The organism is Streptomyces sp. NPDC005070 (assembly GCF_053600395.1).
In genome coordinates this window covers 1-1,861 of sequence record NZ_JBSFZS010000428.1, presented here as the reverse complement: position 1 = coordinate 1,861, position 1,861 = coordinate 1, and the positions used below count along the sequence as shown (strand labels likewise).

At 64.0% G+C, this 1,861-nt stretch carries 2 protein-coding genes; one reads left to right on the top strand and one right to left on the bottom strand.

What is annotated here, in order from left to right; all coding sequences use genetic code 11:
- Positions 1-208: 208 nt before the first annotated feature.
- Entirely contained in the window at positions 209-610 is a 402-nt protein-coding gene (locus tag ACWEBX_RS39870) for a hypothetical protein (protein WP_451889594.1), read from the bottom strand.
- A gap of 526 nt (positions 611-1,136) precedes the next feature.
- Between ACWEBX_RS39870 and ACWEBX_RS39865 the strand changes: the two genes are divergently transcribed.
- Positions 1,137-1,667: a COG4315 family predicted lipoprotein gene (locus tag ACWEBX_RS39865; protein WP_451889593.1), complete on the top strand. Its 531-nt coding sequence runs from the start codon at positions 1,137-1,139 to the stop codon at positions 1,665-1,667.
- Positions 1,668-1,861: the final 194 nt, after the last annotated feature.

Sequence of the window (1,861 nt, the reverse complement as noted above, 5' to 3'; positions counted from 1 at the left end):
CACAAGGGCGCCCCGAACATCAAGGGCCTGGGCAAGCTCCGCTACGTCGTCGAGCAGACCTTCGCCCTGCTCCACCACTTCAAACGTCTCGCCGTCCGCTGAGAACGCCGAACCGAACTCCACGACGCCTTCGTCTCATTGGCCTGCAGCCTCATCTGCTGGAGGCGACTGAAGAAGCGCCGGACGTGATCGTGTCACGAGCCTCTAGCTACAACTCGCACCACTCACCCAGAGGACCGGCCGCCCGTGTCTGGGTGAAGTCGTACACCAGGCCCCATGCCCGATCGGTGTCCAGGACAAAGTCACCCGTGAACGCGGCGAGGTCGTCCATGATCGGGACTTCGACCTCGGCACCCGAGGGCACGGTGCCGTCTCCTACCAGCAGAGACATCCGCTCGGCGTCACTCATCAGATGGATGATCGCGTGATCACCTCGGAAGGCCAGGATCAGCACCGGGAACTCATTGTCCGGCGACCGAACCTCGACGTACCCCTGGCCGCAGGAACGCAGGTCGTTGATGCGGTCTGACAGGTCTTTCACTTCTGAACGTCTCTCAACCGGATGGAACAGCCCAGATTCCGGCGACGTCGCCGCCCACATCACGCTCATCCAGCCACTCTTCCCCACACCAGCCGTCGCCCGCGATCCAGGGCCACGCTCTTACGCTCCACCACGACCGGACTACTGGGCCTGGGCCGCACGATCGTGTTACGAGCTCTCAAAGAGCCCGCGCCGCCCGGCACTGACCACGCGGACGACATCGACTCCTCCCGCCTCGTCGCGACACCGGCGTATGGGTCTTCGGCGACCAGGGGCGACCAAGTCGGGCGGAAGATCTACGTCGGGCTCTCCAGGGAGGGACGAGATCAAGGGCTCCCCCCGAGTTCGACATGAGCAAGCACGTCGGTGACGCCCCGTGATTGTGCACTTCCCCCTCCGTCGCCGTCTTCGTGGCTCCGCAAGGGAGCTTCCGGCCTTCGGATCCGGCATGACCTACCTGTTGACTGGGCCGATCGCCGGAGTCCTGGGTGAATGGCCGACGCTGTAGCCAGTTCGTCGGCTTCGGGGTGTACTGGGAGATGTGCGGCGCGCGCCCACGAGCGGAGGCCGCACTACTCTCTCCGAGGCGATTCTCGTGAACAAGCACACCAGAGGATTCATCGCCGCCACCGGATCGGCGCTTCTCCTGTCCGCGACAACTGTCGCGTACGCCCAAGGCAACAGCCATAGTTCGGCGAGCGGTGCACACGTGGCGACATCAGCCGTGAGCACGTCGTCCTCCGTGACGGTGTCCACCAAGTCCACGCCACTCGGCAAAATCCTGGTCAACGGCAAGGGGCACACCCTTTACCTTTTCCAGTCCGACAAGAAGAACAAGTCCACATGCGACGGGGACTGTGCCAAGGCCTGGCCGCCGTTGAAGGCGAACGGTAAGACGATCGCCAAGGGCGGCGTCAACAGCAAACTTCTCTCGACCATCACGCGCAGCGACGGCTCGAAGCAGGTGACGTACAAGGGTCACCCGCTCTACACGTTCATCGACGACACAAAGGCCGGGCAGACCAACGGGCAAGGGATCGATGCCTTCGGCGCCAAGTGGTACGTGCTGGGTACCGATGGCAATCAGATCACCAAGCAGTCGTCGTCGCCGAGTGGCGGCTACTGACTAGTCCACCTGGCGCGGCCGTTCGATCCTGTCGCAGTCCCGGCGCAGTCACCACTCGGACCGCGGGTCCGGAACCGCAGTGCCACCTCGCCGGCGCCCCAGGGAGCGACTACTATCTGCGGCTCCTCGAAGCCAACGCGTCGCATCCCCGGGTCATTGACCTGATCTTTCATCCCCCGGTCGAGCTTCGGGAC

Coding starts and splice junctions, on each gene's coding strand:
- ACWEBX_RS39870 (WP_451889594.1), bottom strand. CDS start 610: ATGAGCGTGATGTGGGCGGCGACGTCGCCGGAATCTGGGCTGTTCCAT.